This window comes from Halorhodospira sp. M38 (assembly GCF_022227985.1).
Lineage (GTDB): Bacteria > Pseudomonadota > Gammaproteobacteria > Nitrococcales > Halorhodospiraceae > Halorhodospira > Halorhodospira halophila_A.
In genome coordinates this window covers 28,204-43,138 of sequence record NZ_JAJNQP010000011.1, presented here as the reverse complement: position 1 = coordinate 43,138, position 14,935 = coordinate 28,204, and the positions used below count along the sequence as shown (strand labels likewise).

Sequence of the window (14,935 nt, the reverse complement as noted above, 5' to 3'; positions counted from 1 at the left end):
GCCGCCCGGCCCGTCTACTCGTCCCCGTCATCGTCGTCCGCCTCCTGCTCGTCGCCATCCGTGTCGTTGTCTTGATCGTCCTTGTCGTCATCGTCCCCGTCCTCCCCCGGATCCTCGTCGTCTTCCTCGACAATTTCCTCGACATGGTCATCGGCATCGATGGCGTCGAGATCCTCGTCATCCGGGGTCACGGGTTCGGTGGCACGCTTCAGGCCGACGTCGACCACCGCCACATCGCGCAGCACATCGCGGCCGATCAGCACCGGGTAGGTCAGGTGGCTGCGGTCGGTCAGGGTGAACTCGGCCGTCTCCGAGAACCGGCCGATGGTCACGTGCAACTCCACGACCGGCCGTGACTCCCGCCCGGAGGCCTGAACGATGGTGGCGCTGCGCGCCTTGGGGCGCTCGATGGCGATCCGGCCATCGCCGTCCGGGTTGAGCATCTGGAAACGGACCCACGGCTCGCCATCCCGCTCGAATTCCTCGATCTCGCGGGCGTCCACCGACGAGGTGGAGGCACCGGTATCGATCCGGGCATCGAACAGCAGCCCCGGCGGATCCAGTTGCAGCTCCTCGATCTCGCCAAAGACGAGCATGCCGTCGGCACTGAGCTCCTGACCCGGGCGCAACTGATCGTCGGGACAGGCCGGCTCGTCCGAGCACTCGGGGTCGCCTGGATCGACGGGGCGCAGCGGCACCAGCCAGCGGTTCGCCGTCTGCGCCTCCATGGCGCCGGCGATGCGCGCCAGCTGCGCCTCGCGCGCCAGCTCACGGGATCGCTCCTGGGCCTCGGCCAGGGCCTCCAGACGCTCGTCGACGCTGTCGAAGCGCTGCTCGAAACGTTCCGTCTCGGCCTTCTCGATGAGCAGGTGATCCGGGGCCGTACAGCCGGCCAGCAACAGGGCGCCGCCCACCGCCAGCAGGGCGGCACGCGGCAGGTTGATCAGGGCCATACCCGTCGGACCTCTTCCGTCGCAGTTTCGTTCCCGAGCCCCTCGCACGCCTCGCAGAGGATCCGCGCGATGGCCGAAACCGCCTCCGGGTCGCAGGTCGGGCACTTGCGTCGTACGACCACGCCGGCATTCCACGCGGCGTCGCGCCAGCGCTCGCCCTCCGGGGCGGCGGGAAGGTCCGTGGGCAGGTCTTGCAGGAAAAGCTTCTGCTCAATCGCCTCGGCGCGGAGCTCGGCGGCGATCAGCTGCTTGCGAAGCTCGTGGTTGTCATCCGCCAGATCGCGGGGCGGATGCAGCTTAAGGTGGCGCCGCAGGGCCCGGAGCGGGTCGATGACCTCTCGATCCCACTCCTGGCCCCGGCGGATGGCACCTTCGGCACTGGAGACCCCGAGCCGCCCCCGCCCCTGCAGACCGCTCCAGACGGCGGCCAGCAGGAGCGAAATGGACAGCCCGTAGCGGGCCTGAAGCTTGAGGCAGGCGGCTTCGACGCCCGGCCTGGCGTAGATATCCTCGGCGAAGCGCCAAAGCCGCTCGGACTCATCCAGCAAACCCGTTGCCTCCAGCAGACCGGCCGCAGCCGGCTTACATACCCTTGACGGTCTGGACCATTTCGGAGACGACCTTCTGGGCGTCGCCGAAGACCATGCGGGTATTGTCGCGGAAGAACAGCTTGTTCTCCACACCGGAGAAGCCGGCCCCGCGACCACGCTTGACCACGAGAACCTGGTCGGCGTAGTCCACGTTGAGGATCGGCATGCCGTAGATGGCGCTGCCCTCGTCCTCCCGGGCGGCCGGGTTGACCACGTCGTTGGCGCCGATGATCAGCACCACGTCGGTGTCCTCGAACTCCTCGTTGATCTCATCCATGTCGTAGATCATGTCGTAGGGCACGCCGGCCTCGGCGAGGAGCACGTTCATGTGGCCCGGCATGCGGCCGGCCACCGGGTGGATGGCGAACTTGACGTCCACGTCGTGCTTTTGCAGCAGCTCGACCATCTCCCAGAGCTTATGCTGGGCCTGCGCCACGGCCAGGCCATAGCCCGGGACGATGATCACCCGGTCGGCGTACCCCATCATGTAGGCGCCGTCGGCGGGACCGACCTCCTTCATCTCGCCCTCGGCCTCCGACTCGGCGGCGGCCGGAGCGGCTCCGAAGCCGCTGAACAGGATGTTCAGCAGCGAACGGTTCATGGCCTTGGCCATGAGCAGGGTCAGCAGCATGCCGGCGGCGCCGACCACCGTACCGGCGATGATCAGCGCCAGGTTGCCCAGGACGTACCCCTTGAAGCCCACGGCCAGGCCGGTCAGGGCGTTGAACAGGGAGATGACCACGGGCATGTCGGCACCGCCGATGGGCACGGTGATGAAGATGCCCAGCGCCAGTGCGGCGATGAAGAACAGCAGAATCGGGAAGCCGGAGCCGGTATTGAACACCCAGATCGCCAGCAGCAGGGTCGCCGCGGCCAGAGCCACGTTCCACCACTGGTGGTTCTCGACCAGGGTCGACTTCTTCAGGCGATCATCCAGCTTGGCCCAGGCGATCATGGAGCCGGAGAAGGCCACCGAGCCGATCACCGCACCGAGCAGGCCGAGTGCCGCCGCGTCGGAGCCCATGGCCGCGGCCACCGAGCCCTCGTCCGCTCGCGCGCCCTGGAGCAGGGAGACCGCGGCGATGGCACCGGCGGAACCGCCACCGAGGCCGTTGTAGACCGCCACCATCTGCGGCATCTCGGTCATCTGCACCTTGAGCGCCGTGTACCAGGCGAAGGCGCCGCCAAGGACGATGGCGATCAGGATCAGGGAGATGTTCTCCATCCCCACGCTCGGGTGGGCGAAGGTGGCCACCGTGGCCACGACCATGCCGACACCGGCCCACATCACGCCCTTGCGCGCCGTCACCGGCGAGCTCATGGCCTTCAGGCCGAAGATGAACAGGATGGAGGCGACGAAGTAACTGAGTTGGACTACGACACTCATGTTCAGCCGTCCTCCTTCTTACTGCTCTTGAACATATCGAGCATCCGCTCGGTGACGACGTAGCCGCCGACGGCGTTGGCAGCGCCGAGCAGCACGGCGACAAAGCCGATGGCCTGCTCCAGCGGCGTCTCGGCGACGCCGAGGGCGACCATGGCGCCGACGACGACGATGCCGTGGATGAAGTTCGAGCCGGACATCAGCGGCGTGTGCAGGATGACCGGCACCCGGGTGATGACCTCGTAACCGGCCACCGCTGCGAGCATGAAGACATAGAGTGCGACGAACCCGCCGACCTCGATCATGACTTACCTCCTTCCAGGCGCTCCCGGGTGGCCCCGTGGCGAACCTGGCCGTCGTGGGTCAGACAGGTATCCGCGATCACCTGGTCGTCCCAGTTGAGAGTCAGGTCACCATCCTGAACCATCAGCGTCAGCAGGTTGTACAGGTTCTTGCTGTACATCTCGCTGGTGTGGACGGCGACGCTGGCGGGGAGATTCTTCGGCCCGACCACCAGAACCCCGTTGTGGGTGACGTCCTTGCCGGCCTTGGTGACCTCGCAGTTGCCGCCGGTCTCGGCGGCCATGTCGACAATCACCGTGCCACCGCCCATGCGCTCGACCGTCGCCTTGTCGATGATCTTCGGCGCCGGGCGGCCCGGGATGGCGGCCGTGGTCACCACCACATGGGCGTTGGCGACATGGTTGGCCAGCACCTCGGCCTGCTGTTGCTGCTCCTCGGCGGTGAGCTCGCGGGCATAGCCGCCCTCGCCCACGGCCGAGACCCCGGTGTCGATGAACTTGGCACCGAGCGACTCGACCTGTTCCTTGGTCTCGGGGCGCACGTCGTAGCCCTCGACCTGGGCGCCGAGGCGGCGGCAGGTGGCAATGGCCTGCAGGCCAGCCACACCGGCACCGACCACCACGGCCTTGGCCGGACGGATGGTCCCGGCGGCGGTGGTGAGCATCGGGAAGAAACGCGGGGAACGCTCGGCGGCGATCAGCGCGGCCTTATAGCCGGCGGCAGCCGCCTGGGAGGAGAGGGCGTCGATGGACTGGGCCCGGGTGATCCGCGGGACGAGCTCCATAGCGAAGGAGGTGACCTTCCGCTTGCACAGCGTCTGGATCCGCTCGTCGCCCTCGTGGGGCGTCAGGAAGCTGATGAGCACCGCTCCTTCCTTCACCTGGCCGGTCTCCTTGACGCTCAGCGGCTGCACGCTGAGCAGGACATCGGCCTCCTTGAGCAGCTCGTCACGGGACTGGACGATGCGAACACCGCCGGCTTCGTAATCGGCATCATCGAACCCGGCGCCCTCACCCGCTCCCGTCTCCAGGAGCAGCTCGACGCCGAGTTTGCCGAACTGCTTCAGGACCCCAGGGACGAGCGCGACACGCCGCTCGCCGGGCCGGGTCTCCTTCGGCACGGCAACCTTGATGGCCATGGTTTGATCCCCCGTTTGCGGCAGTTGTTAGCCGTTGGATTGTTCGTGACGACTGTCCGGACGGGCCTCGACCCGGGCCCGGATCACGGCGCACGGATACCGCCGCGCGCCCAGCCGAACGGGCAGATGCTAGCGAATCGGCCACGGGGTGTGAAGCGGTGCCGCGGTGCGGCAAAACCGCAACCCCGCCCACCGACTGTTGTCAAGAGGCGTGCCAACCGGCTATAAGAGGGCAAGCCCAATGCCTGACACGGGGGTGGGCAGTGCTCGAACATCGCATACTGCGAACCGATATATCCGGCATGCCGCTGGAGTGGGTCGGCTTCGAGGAGGCGGTCCGCTACTACCACCTCGGCCAGGTCGCCTACGCCTGCGGCAGTACACTCTACCGGGTCCGAGGCGGGTTCAACTCGGCCACCGGGCGACGATCGTACCTTGACCTGAACTCGATCATCGCCACCGAGGGAACCCGACAGGCATCGCTCAAGGGTCGACCGGGCTACACGCCCCCGCTCAACAATCCGACCCTGTTCCGCCGCGACGCCCACCTCTGCCTTTACTGCGGCAGGCGCTTCCGTTCCTCCGAACTCTCCCGCGATCACGTCACCCCGGTCAGCCGCGGCGGCGCCAACACCTGGAACAACGTGGTCACCGCCTGCAAGCGCTGCAACAACCACAAGAGCGACCGGACCCCGGAGGCCGCGGGCATGGAGTTGCTGGCGGTGCCATTCACGCCCACCCACGCCGAGTATGTCTACCTGCAGGGCCGGCGCATCCTTGCCGACCAGATGGAGTTCCTGCGCTCGCACTTCCCGCGGCGCAGCCCGCTGCGGGTGCGCGAGCCGTAGCCCAGCAGCGCCCTTCTCCGAGGCGGCCTATTCGGAGCGCTCGATGCGCCGGCGCTCCTCGTAGAGCAGGTAGTCCTGGAGCTGCGGCAGCCGGTGCTCGTCGCCGATGGCGTCCTCGCCACCGAGCACATGCCCCGCGCCTGGGTGACCGCCGCGGCCCCGGTCGATGAGCCAGTCCCAGGTCATCTGCCCCGGGTAGATCAGTCCGATATCGGCCCACGCCACCTCGGCCTCGTCCAGATCGCCCTCCGTGTAAGTGGCCACGATGTCGGCCTCCGGGGCGTCGCCCGCCTCCCCGGCCAGGGCAAGCGTGTGCGGCATCGAGACCCGGTGCCAGCGCTGCCCCACGCCCTCGTGGACGGCGAAGGCCACGTCGTAGACCTCACCGGGCTCCAGGGCGTGGCTGTCTGTGGGGTCCGGCGCCTCTAGCGAGCGGGTCAGGCGAACTCGCCAGGCGCCGTCCTCATAGCCACCGTCGGCCCGGATCGCCCCGCGGCTGCCGTCCGGCTCCTGCAGGAAACGCTGCGGCAGAACGTCCCCGTCCTCCCAGGGGTGGTCGGGGTCGAAATCGGTGGCGTGCCCCTCGCTCAGGTAGTAAAGGTCGTCCTGGTCGTAGTCACCCGCGAACAACCGCTCGCGGTCCAGGGCACGGAAGCCGGCCTCGTCGGGGTCGTACATCCAGCGCGGCTGCTCCGCCTGGTCGTCCCAGTTGTCGGTGAACATGCCGCGTCCCGCAGAGCTGTGGCGGTACTCGAGGACGTAGCCGTTGTCGGCGTAACCCAGGGGATGGGAGCGGTGGGCACGCCACTGCCACAGGTCGAGGAACTCACCGCGCTCGCGCATCGCCTCAAGCTCCGCCTCATCCCGCACGGCCGCCCAGTCGGCGGCGCCGTCACCGTCCTCGCGCGACTGGGGGATGTACTTGCGCACGTCCGAGCGCCCCAGGGTCTCGCCCAGGTGGGGGTGGGCCCGTACCTCGTCGGCCCCGGCGGCGCCGGTGAGCCCGCGCATACCCTCGTGGGCGGTCATGAATCCGCCGTAGCGGTCGAGCCCGACGTCCCCGTCGTCCAAGAGCATGGAGATGCGGTCCTCGTAGAGGCCGTGCTCGTCGGGTTCCGGACCCCCACTCCCGTAGCGGACCCACTCGCCACCGCTGCCGCGCCCCTCCACCTCGTAGACCCAGTACTGGTGATACCAGGACGGCGCCTCGGTGGCGAACTCGTAGCGGATCTGGATGGCCTCGTCGTTGTAGACGGCCCCCACCCGCAAGGTGCGCTCGAGCTCGCCGCGCGGCGGGATATAGACGTTACGCTGCGCATCCTCGGCCAGGGGCCGGTCCGGTTCCAGGCGGACGTCGAGCAGCGCCGAGGCCGCCCGCCACAGCCGCACGCTGTCGAACAGACCGCCCTCCAGCTCCACGTGGGCGAGACCAGCGCTGCGGTAGAGGTGGGCCTCCGGCGCCGCCGCCTCCAGTGCCTCGCTGTGGGAGAAGGGCACCACCCGGTCGTTGGTGCCGTGGACCAACAGCAGCTCCGGGTGGTAGTCCGACCAATCCCGACGGGACGGGTCCAGCTCCTCCAGGGCATCGCGGTAAGCGGCCGGGATCTGCTCCAAGTAGTCATCGAAGGCCTGGGGGTCGTCATTGGCGAGCAGATCCACCAGGGCGGCCGCCTCCTCGCCCAGCGCCGCGCGCTCGGCGCCGATGTCCGACTCTGGGTCATCCAGCCGGCGTTCGGCGATACGCTGCAGCCACTCCCGGTCATCCCCGTCCACCCGGCTGGCCAGTGCCTGGAGGAGAACCCAGCGGCTCTCCGCCCGTGGCGCTGGGTCATCCTGGGCGTCGGCCAAAGCGTCGTACCCGGTGGTGATGTAGCGCAGCCACGCCTCAAGATCGTAGTACCCACCGATCAGGGCGACGAACTCCACGCGCCGGCGCAGCTCGTCGTCGGCGGTGGCGAGCAGCACCGGACCGCTCATCAGGCTCAGGGTGCTCACCCCCAGGGGCAGCCCGCGACTCGCCTCGCGGTTGGCCATATGGCGGACCGCATCGGCGACGTCATCGCGATTCTCCGGCCCCCAGCGCAGCTCGCGCAGCCCCTCCACCTCGGGCACCAGGACCCGGTAGCCGACTCGGGTCAGGCTCTCGGCCATCTCCACCAGGCGCCGGTCGTCCTTGCCCTGCTCGGTCAGGCCGTGAATCAGCACCAGGTTGCCGCGGGCCTCGCCGTCCGGGCGGTAGAGATCCGCCTCGCGCTCGCCTTGGCCCTTGTCGTAGCGCACTGAAGTGCGCTCAGGGTCGCCGCCGCGATCCTGCAGGCGGGTCTCTTCGTGGCCCTCGGCGCTCAGATCGCCGAGCAGCAAGGCGGCCTCGTACTCCCGGTCGAGGGTGGCGCAACCGCCGGCGGACAGGGCCGCTGCGGCGCAGGCCAGGGTGGCGGATCGGGGGATTCGGGACACGGTGGCACCTCGCTGTGAACACCCGGAACGGGGTCCGGGACGGTTGAGTCGCAGCCGCCTATTCTGCACGTTGTCCGTCACGCATCCGACCCCTGAACCGCAGGAGCGCTGGCCATGGATCTGCAACAAACCATCGAGACCGCCATCACCGAGGCCACCGGCGAAGCCTTCGGCCCGGCCCGCCGGGGCGGCGCCGGGGGCGGCTGCATTAACGACGCCTTCACCCTCAGCGACGGGCACCGCCGCTTCTTCGTCAAGATCAACGATGCCGCCGGGGCCGAATTGTTCGAGACCGAGGCCGACGCCCTGCGCGAGCTGGCCGGCGCCGGGGCACTGCGGGTGCCGCGGCCGATCGCCGAGGGCGCTCACGGCGGACAGTACTTCCTGGTCCTCGAGCACATCGACCTCTCCGGCCGGGGCGATACCGCCGGCTACCGGCGCCTGGGCGAGGGGCTGGCCGCCCTGCACGGGGCCTGCGCCGCGGCCCACGGCTGGCACCGCGACAACTTCATCGGCGCGACACCGCAGCCCAACGGCTGGGACGAGGACTGGGTCCGGTTCTTCCGCGAGCGGCGGCTGCGCCACCAGCTGCGCCTGGCCGCCGAACGCGGCGCCGGGCGCCGGGTGGTCGACGCCGGGGAACGCCTGGCGGCGGGGCTGGGGGCACTGTTCCGGGACTACACGCCGGCCCCCTCGCTGCTCCACGGCGATCTGTGGGGCGGCAATGCCGCCTTCTCCGGCGACGGGGCGCCGGTGATCTACGACCCGGCCACCTACTACGGCGACCGCGAGACGGACCTGGCCATGAGCGAGCTATTCGGCGGTTTCCCGAGCGCCTTCCATGAGGGCTACGACGCCATCTGGCCGCGTGATCCCGGCTACGCGGTACGGCGCGACCTCTACCAGCTCTACCACGTGCTCAACCACTTCAACCTGTTCGGCGGCATGTACCTGAGCCAGTCGCAGCGGCTGATCGATCGGCTGCTGGCCGAGATCGGCGGCTGAGCCGCCACGGCGAGGCCGCTCACGCCCGCTCGCGGGAGCGCACCAGCGGCCGCGGCAGACCGCGCCCACTCCAGGCCAGCACGGTGCGCATGGCCCAGTCGCGCTCGGCGGCGTAGTTGGTCAGCCCGGCCAGGCGACGCACCTGGCGGCGGCTGATCTTCACCTCGTCGCCGGACTTGAAGCCGGGGTGCCGGCGGATCTGCCGCAGCGTGGCCAACGACATGGTCGCCGCCCAGGCACAAAAACGCCGGATGCCCGGCTGTGTGGGCGGGATGCGCAGGATATAGGCACGCGCCGCCTCCATGTGCTCGACCCCGATCTCGACCATGCGGCCGATGCCGCGGTGGAACCCCGGGTCCTCGCTCCAGTCGGCATCGGGCCCCAGGCTGCAGCCGGATTCGGTGAAGATCTCCCGCGGCAGCCAACAGACGCCGCGCTGGCGATCGGCCCAGACATCCTTGATGACGTTGGTCGCCTGCAGCCCCAGACCGAAGCGCCGCCCCAGGTCCATCATCTCATCCCGGTTGGGGTCGAAGCCCTCGACCTCGAGGATGAACAGGTCGGTGAGCATCTCGCCGACCACCCCGGCGACGTAGTAGCAGTACTCCTCGAACTGCGCCCGGTCGGTCAGCCCCACCGGTGAGCGCAGGCGCTGGAAGCGGGCCATGCCCTCGCCCATAACCGAGACACAGCGGATCACCGGCCCCTGGTGCGCCTCGGGCAAGCCACCGGTAACGGCGAGCACCCGCGGCAGCGCGACCACCAGGTCGCGCTCGGCCGGCGGCGTGTCCCAGTCGAGTGCGCGCTCGATCTGCCCGGCAAGCCGCGCCGGGTCGCGGGCACCGTGGAGCGCCTCCTTGAGCCCGAGCATGAGGTCGTGCTTGGCTTCGGCGTCCGCCGACGAGTGGTCCTCGATGGTGTCGGCCACCCGGCACAGCAGATAGGCATTGGTGACGGTATCGCGCAGCACTTCGGGCAGCTGCGGGATGGTCAGCGCAAAGGTGCGCGAGACGCCGGGCAGCGCGGCCTCCTGATAGGCGCGGTTCACCGCCCAGCGGTACGCCCTGTAGCGGTCACTCGTGGCTGAAGTGGAATGCATCGTAGAAGAGTCGCTCCGGGTTCAGTCCGTGCTCGAGAAAGGCCGCCCGAGCAGCCTCGGTCATCGGCGGCGGACCGCTCATGTAGACATCGAAGCCCGAGAGATCCGGGTGATCGTGCACCACCGCCTCGTGCACCCAGCCGACCCGCCCGTCCCACGCGTCCTCGGCGCCGGGCTCGGAAAGCACCGGGGTGTAATCCACACCGGGATAGGTCTCGGCCCAGCGGCGGGCCAGGTCGTCCAGGTAGAGTCCGGCGCGTTCGCGGGTGCCCCAGTAGAGGTGAAACCGGCGCCGATCGCCGCGGGCCAGGGCGTGCTCGACGATCCCCTTGAGCGGCCCGAAACCGGTCCCTCCGCCGACGAGCAACGCCGGCCGGTCGCTCTCCTCGCGCAGGTAGAGCTGACCGAGCGGCCCCTCGATGCGCAGCAGCTCGCCCTCGCGCATCCGCTGGAAGACGTGATCGGTGAACCGTCCGCCGGGGATGTGGCGGATGTGCAGCTCCAGATGGTCATCCTCCAACGGCGAGCTGGCCAGAGAGAAGGCCCGTCGCTCGCCGTCAGCGAGCAGGACGTCGATATACTGCCCCGGCCGGAAGGGCAGACGCTTGCCCTCGGGCAGACGCAGGAAGAGACGGCAGACCGAGGGCGCCAGGTGCTCAATGCGCGCCACCCGCGCCGGCAGGATGCGCGGCGGCGCCGCGGCGTCGCCCAGGGGCTCCAGGTCCACGGCCAGGTCGCTGGCGGGGCGGGCCTGGCAGAGCAGGGCCAGGCCGGCGGCACGCTCGGCATCATCCAGCGCCTTGGGCTGACCCGGCGGGTAGCTGATCTCGCCGGCACGCACCGGCGCACGGCACGTCCCGCAGACGCCGTTGCGACAGCCATAGGGCAGCGAGACGCCCTGGCGCAGGGCGGCGTCGAGCACCGCCTCGTCGGGCTCGGCACCGATCTCGGTGCCGTCACTAAAGCGCACGGTGTAGGTCATGACCCTCTGCCTGGTTCGTGGGCGGCCGCTGCCGCGTCAATCAAGACCGAGTTCCGCCCAATAGGCGTCCACCCGGGCCCGGGTGGCCTCATCCATGGTGGCCGGTGTGCCCCAGGTGCGGTCGGTCTCCCCGGGCCACTTATTGGTGGCGTCGAGCCCCATTTTCGACCCCAGCCCCGAGACGGGGGAAGCGAAATCGAGGTAGTCGATAGGGCTGTGGTCGATGAAGGTGGCGTCGCGCCGCGGGTCGCTGCGGGTGGTCAGCGCCCAGATCACCGCCTTCCAGTCGCGGGCGTCCACGTCGTCATCGGTGACGATGATGAACTTGGTATACATGAACTGGCGCAGGAACGACCAGACCCCGAGGAGGACGCGCTTGGCGTGCCCGGGGTACTGTTTGCGGATCGTGACCACCGCCAGGCGGTAGGAGCAGCCCTCCGGCGGCAGGTAGAAGTCGACGATCTCCGGGAACTGCTTGCGCAGGATGGGCACGAAGACCTCGTTGAGCGCCTCGCCGAGCACCGCCGGCTCGTCCGGGGGCCGTCCGGTGTAGGTGGAGTGGTAGATCGGCGCCGCCCGGTGGGTGATCCGGTCGATGGTGAACACCGGGAAGGTCTCGGTCTCGTTGTAGTAACCGGTATGGTCGGCGAACGGGCCCTCTTCGGCAGTGTCCCCGGGGTGGATGTGGCCCTCGAGCACCACCTCGGCCGAGGCGGGCACCTGGAGCGACGACCCCTTGCAGGTCACCAGCTCGGTCTTCGAGCCGCGCAGCAGACCGGCGAAGGCGTACTCGCTGATGGCATCGGGCACCGGCGTGACGGCGCCGAGGATGGTGGCCGGATCCGCCCCCAGGGCCACCGCCACCGGGAAGGGCTCGCCGGGGTGGTGGCGCTGATGCTCGGCGAAATCCAGGGCCCCACCCCGGTGGGCGAGCCAGCGCATGATGACCCGGTTGCGGCCGATCACCTGCTGGCGGTAGATGCCCAGGTTCTGCCGCTCCTTCTCCGGGCCACGGGTGATCACCAGGGCCCAGGTGATCAGCGGACCGGCATCGCCGGGCCAGCAGGTCTGGATCGGCCAGCGCGACAGATCCACGTCCTCGCCCTCGATCACCCGCTCCTGGCACGGCGCCTTGCGCACCGTCTTCGGCGACATGTCCAGCACCCGGCGGAAGACTGGCAGCTGCCGCCAGGCATCGCGCATCCCCGTGGGCGGCTCGGGCTGGCGCAGGAAGGCCAGCAGCTCGCCGATCTCGCGCAGCGCGGCAACATCCTCGGCGCCCATGCCGAGGGCCACCCGGTGCGGCGTGCCAAAGAGGTTGCCGAGCACCGGCGTGTCGTAGCCGCGCGGGCGTTCGAAGAGCAACGCCGGGCCGCCGGCACGCAGGGTCCGGTCGCAGACCTCGGTCATCTCCAGATGCGGGTCCACCGGGTGGCGGATACGCTTGAGCTCGCCCCGGGCCTCGAGGTGCTGGAGGAACTCGCGCAGGTCGCGGTACTTCATACCGGGCTCCCGCCCTCGCCCCCCGCCAGCAGCGCGGGGTCGAACTCGGCGACCACCGGGGCGTGATCCGAGGGACGCTCCCAGCGGCGCGGCTCGACGTCGACCCCGGACGCGGTGCAGGCCCGCGCCAAGGCGCTGCTGGCCAGGATGAGGTCGATGCGCAGGCCTCGGTTGCGCTTGAAACTATTGACCCGGTAGTCCCACCAGGAGAATTGCGCCTCGGGCTGCTCAAACAGCCGGAAAGTATCCACCAGCCCCAAGTCGAGCACCCCCTGCAGCGCCTCGCGCTCGGGCGGGCTGAACAGCACCTTGCCCTCCCACTCGGCGGGGTCGTGGACATCCGCCGGCTCTGGGGCGATGTTGAAATCGCCCAGCACCACCACCTGCTCGTGGACCGCCAGCTCCTGGGCCACCCAGTGGTGCAGGGCCTCCAGCCAGCGCAGCTTGTAGTCGTACTTCTCCGAGCCCACCTCCTGGCCGTTGGGCACGTAGAGATTGATCAGCCGCACCCCGTCCACGGTACAGGCGAGCACCCGGCGCTGGGCATCGGCGAAGCCGGGCAGATCCGTCACCACCTCCTCCGGCGTGCTGCGGGCAAGCACGGCCACCCCGTTGTAGGTTCGCTGGCCGGCGAAACACGCCTGGTAACCGGCCTCCTGCAACGCCGTGAGCGGGAACTGGTCGTCGGGGACCTTGGTCTCCTGCAGGGCGATCACCGACGGTGCGGCACTCTGCGCCCACGCCTTGACCTGAGGCAGGCGGACCTTCAGGGAGTTCACGTTCCACGAGGCGATCTTCACCGGGGTCTCCTTCTTCGGCGGTCGCCCCCAGCTTAACGGCTCGCCGGCGCCGCCACGAGTCCGCCGGGGGCTTGCCGGCAGCCGGCGCGGCCGGGAAACTGACCGGGTCCACGCCGACAGCAGGGCACGCCCATGGAATACCGTCCACTCGGCCACACCGATCTGCGCGTCAGCAGCATCTGCCTCGGGACCATGACCTGGGGCGAGCAGAACACCGAGGCCGAGGCCCACGCGCAGCTCGACCTCGCCACCGAGCGTGGGGTCAACTTCATCGACGCCGCGGAGATGTACCCGGTGCCACCGCGCACCGAGACCGCCGGGCGCACCGAGGCGTATCTGGGCAGCTGGCTGGCCCGCCAGCCTCGCCGCGAGGACCTGGTCATCGCCACCAAGATCGCCGGCCCCGGGCTCGACTCGATCCGCGACGGACAGCGCGCCTACACCGCCGAGCAGCTCCGGGAGGCGGTGGACGGCTCGCTGCGGCGGCTGCAGACCGACTACATCGATCTCTACCAGCTTCACTGGCCCGAGCGCCGCGCCAACTTCTTCGGGCGACTCGACTATCCCTGCCCTGAGGAAGAAGGCGAGGACGAGCGGGCGCGCATCCGGCGCACCCTGGAGGCGCTGGGCGAGCTGGTGGCCGCCGGGCGGATCCGCGCCATCGGCCTGTCCAACGAGACGCCCTGGGGGGCGATGCGCTTCATCGCCGAGGCCGAACGCCTGGGCCTGCCGCGCATCGTCTCCATCCAGAACCCGTACAGCCTGCTCAACCGCAGCTACGAGGTGGGCCTCGCTGAGGTCAGCCACCGCGAGCGCTGCGGCCTGCTGGCCTACTCGCCGCTGGGCTTCGGTGTGCTCAGCGGCAAGTACCTGGACGGGCAGCGCCCCGCCGCGGCCCGGCTGACCCTCTACGAGCGCTTTCAGCGCTACACCGGCGAGCGGGGCGTGACAGCCACCCGGGCCTACGTCGAGCTGGCCCGTGAGCACGATCTCGACCCGGCGCAGATGGCCATCGCCTTCGCCACCCAACGGCCCTTCTGCACCAGCACAATCATCGGCGCCACGACCCAGGCGCAGCTGGCCGACAACCTGGCCGCGGCCGATCTGACCCTGCCCGAGGCGGTGCATGACGGCATCGAGGCGATCCACGCCGCCAACCCCAACCCGTGCCCGTAAACCGGGGGCCGGCGGCGTGACTTGGCCCTGCCGGATCCCGCACCCCTGGCGCGTGGACGCCGCTGAAGGAGCGCGGATCCAACGCCAGCTGCACCAGCGGGTGCGGCTGGCCAACGACCTGCCGCCGGTAGTGAACGTTGCCGGGGTCGACGTCGGCTTCCGCGACGGCGGGGCCACCGCCTGCGCCGCCGTGGCCCGTTACAGCTGGCCGGGGTTCGAGCTGCAGGAAAGCCGGCAGGCCCGCCGCCCGGTGGAGATGCCGTACCGCCCGGGGCTGCTCTCGTTCCGGGAGCTGCCCGCCATCCTCGACGCTCTGGCTGGGCTGGAAACACTGCCCGAGCTGCTGCTCTGCGACGGCCAAGGCGTCGCCCACCCGCGCCGGCTCGGCATCGCCGCTCACCTGGGCGTCCTGCTCGAGCGACCGAGCATCGGCGTCGGCAAATCGCGACTGATCGGCTCGCACGCCGCGGTCGCCGAGGCGCGCGGTGCCAAGACACCGCTGTACGACGGCCAGGAGCGCATCGGCACGGTGCTGCGCACCCGTGCACGGGTGCGGCCGGTATACGTCTCGCCCGGTCACCGCCTAGACTACGACACGGCAGCGGCCTGGGTGATGGCCTGCTGCACCCGCTACCGCCTCCCGGAGCCGATCCGCACCGCCGATCGGCTGGCCTCGCGCGGCGGCTGACGGAAACCA

General features: G+C 69.7%; 14 protein-coding genes. 4 read left to right on the top strand and 10 right to left on the bottom strand.

What is annotated here, in order from left to right:
* Positions 1-14: 14 nt before the first annotated feature.
* From LRA98_RS08160 to LRA98_RS08140, 5 genes are read right to left on the bottom strand one after another with little or no spacing between them, the layout of a single operon-like run.
* Positions 15-953: an ATP-dependent zinc protease family protein gene (locus LRA98_RS08160; protein WP_201173177.1), complete on the bottom strand. Its 939-nt coding sequence runs from the start codon at positions 951-953 to the stop codon at positions 15-17.
* Positions 944-1,501 carry a TIGR02444 family protein gene (locus LRA98_RS08155; RefSeq protein ID WP_201173178.1) on the bottom strand — a complete coding sequence of 186 codons (558 nt, stop codon included), beginning with the start codon at positions 1,499-1,501 and terminating at the stop codon, positions 944-946. The genes LRA98_RS08160 and LRA98_RS08155 overlap by 10 nt, the downstream gene beginning before the upstream one ends.
* A 34-nt stretch (positions 1,502-1,535) precedes the next feature.
* Positions 1,536-2,930, bottom strand: coding sequence for an NAD(P)(+) transhydrogenase (Re/Si-specific) subunit beta (locus LRA98_RS08150; RefSeq protein ID WP_201173179.1), 1,395 nt, complete (start codon positions 2,928-2,930; stop codon positions 1,536-1,538).
* 2 nt (positions 2,931-2,932) lie between these two features.
* Positions 2,933-3,232, bottom strand: a complete 300-nt coding sequence (locus LRA98_RS08145; RefSeq protein WP_274519903.1) for an NAD(P) transhydrogenase subunit alpha — start codon at positions 3,230-3,232, stop codon at positions 2,933-2,935.
* Complete coding sequence (locus tag LRA98_RS08140; RefSeq protein ID WP_201173189.1) at positions 3,229-4,368, bottom strand: Re/Si-specific NAD(P)(+) transhydrogenase subunit alpha; 1,140 nt, start codon at positions 4,366-4,368, stop codon at positions 3,229-3,231. The genes LRA98_RS08145 and LRA98_RS08140 overlap by 4 nt, the downstream gene beginning before the upstream one ends.
* 302 nt (positions 4,369-4,670) lie before the next feature.
* Here LRA98_RS08140 and LRA98_RS08135 point away from each other — a divergent pair, with 302 nt between their 5' ends.
* A complete protein-coding gene (locus LRA98_RS08135; protein ID WP_238633262.1) occupies positions 4,671-5,216 on the top strand; it encodes an HNH endonuclease in 546 nt (181 codons plus the stop codon).
* Positions 5,217-5,243: 27 nt separating this feature from the next.
* Here the strand turns inward: LRA98_RS08135 and LRA98_RS08130 are convergent, their stop codons facing one another.
* Positions 5,244-6,605: an ethylbenzene dehydrogenase-related protein gene (locus LRA98_RS08130; protein WP_443134945.1), complete on the bottom strand. Its 1,362-nt coding sequence runs from the start codon at positions 6,603-6,605 to the stop codon at positions 5,244-5,246.
* Between the two features lie 1,182 nt (positions 6,606-7,787).
* Here LRA98_RS08130 and LRA98_RS08125 point away from each other — a divergent pair.
* Positions 7,788-8,678, top strand: a complete 891-nt coding sequence (locus tag LRA98_RS08125; RefSeq protein ID WP_238633263.1) for a fructosamine kinase family protein — start codon at positions 7,788-7,790, stop codon at positions 8,676-8,678.
* Positions 8,679-8,697: 19 nt separating this feature from the next.
* Here LRA98_RS08125 and LRA98_RS08120 read toward each other — a convergent pair whose 3' ends face one another.
* From LRA98_RS08120 to xth, 4 genes are read right to left on the bottom strand one after another with little or no spacing between them, the layout of a single operon-like run.
* Positions 8,698-9,777 carry a phytoene/squalene synthase family protein gene (locus LRA98_RS08120; protein WP_238633264.1) on the bottom strand — a complete coding sequence of 360 codons (1,080 nt, stop codon included), beginning with the start codon at positions 9,775-9,777 and terminating at the stop codon, positions 8,698-8,700.
* Complete coding sequence (locus LRA98_RS08115) at positions 9,752-10,759, bottom strand: CDP-6-deoxy-delta-3,4-glucoseen reductase (RefSeq protein ID WP_238633265.1); 1,008 nt, start codon at positions 10,757-10,759, stop codon at positions 9,752-9,754. Before LRA98_RS08115 ends, LRA98_RS08120 begins: the two co-directional genes overlap by 26 nt.
* A 36-nt stretch (positions 10,760-10,795) precedes the next feature.
* Entirely contained in the window at positions 10,796-12,262 is a 1,467-nt protein-coding gene (ubiD, locus tag LRA98_RS08110) for a 4-hydroxy-3-polyprenylbenzoate decarboxylase (RefSeq protein ID WP_238633266.1), read from the bottom strand.
* Positions 12,259-13,062, bottom strand: a complete 804-nt coding sequence (gene xth, locus LRA98_RS08105) for an exodeoxyribonuclease III (RefSeq protein ID WP_238633267.1) — start codon at positions 13,060-13,062, stop codon at positions 12,259-12,261. Before xth ends, ubiD begins: the two co-directional genes overlap by 4 nt.
* Positions 13,063-13,194: 132 nt before the next feature.
* On the opposite strand from xth, the gene LRA98_RS08100 reads away from it, so the two are divergent.
* The gene (locus LRA98_RS08100; RefSeq protein ID WP_238633268.1) at positions 13,195-14,238 is read left to right on the top strand and encodes an NADP(H)-dependent aldo-keto reductase; all 1,044 of its coding nucleotides are present in this window, start codon (positions 13,195-13,197) and stop codon (positions 14,236-14,238) included.
* 16 nt (positions 14,239-14,254) lie between these two features.
* Positions 14,255-14,926: a deoxyribonuclease V gene (nfi, locus tag LRA98_RS08095; RefSeq protein ID WP_238633269.1), complete on the top strand. Its 672-nt coding sequence runs from the start codon at positions 14,255-14,257 to the stop codon at positions 14,924-14,926.
* The last annotated feature ends 9 nt before the right edge of the window (positions 14,927-14,935 follow it).